The sequence below is a fragment of the Enterobacter cloacae complex sp. 6730903 genome, assembly GCF_048283985.1.
GTDB lineage: Bacteria > Pseudomonadota > Gammaproteobacteria > Enterobacterales > Enterobacteriaceae > Enterobacter > Enterobacter hormaechei_C.
Genome location: NZ_JBLVXX010000186.1, coordinates 1 through 329, shown reverse-complemented (window position 1 = coordinate 329; position 329 = coordinate 1). Strand labels below are relative to the sequence as shown.

General features: G+C 46.8%; 1 protein-coding gene. It reads right to left on the bottom strand.

Translation table 11 applies throughout. The annotated features are described in order from the left end of the window. Positions 1 to 276: hypothetical protein (locus ACNQ0W_RS25480; protein WP_417933320.1), on the bottom strand; the 276-nt coding region annotated here is incomplete at its 3' end. Positions 277 to 329 lie beyond the last annotated feature (53 nt).

Sequence of the window (329 nt, the reverse complement as noted above, 5' to 3'; positions counted from 1 at the left end):
GCTAGACGTTGGATATAGCTCTGTTGTCATTGCCCCGTTTTTATAAGTCGGCAACATTCGCTGAAGATCAAAATTGATCTTGCGGGACTTAACAGATAAAGCTCCAGTGGTTGCATAAGTACGCGCACGAAAAACCGTTTCATGCTCATACGTTGTGCTTTGCAAAGGATAAGCACCATAAAGCGCCTGCCACTTTACTTCATCTACTACCGTTGTAACCGCCGGTGTTGGTGTTAAACGACGTGCACGGACACTACAGCGACCTTGAAATGTCACCTTATCCTGCGTTGCGCCAACTGTCTGACGTGACTTTGCCGAACCCTTAAGAA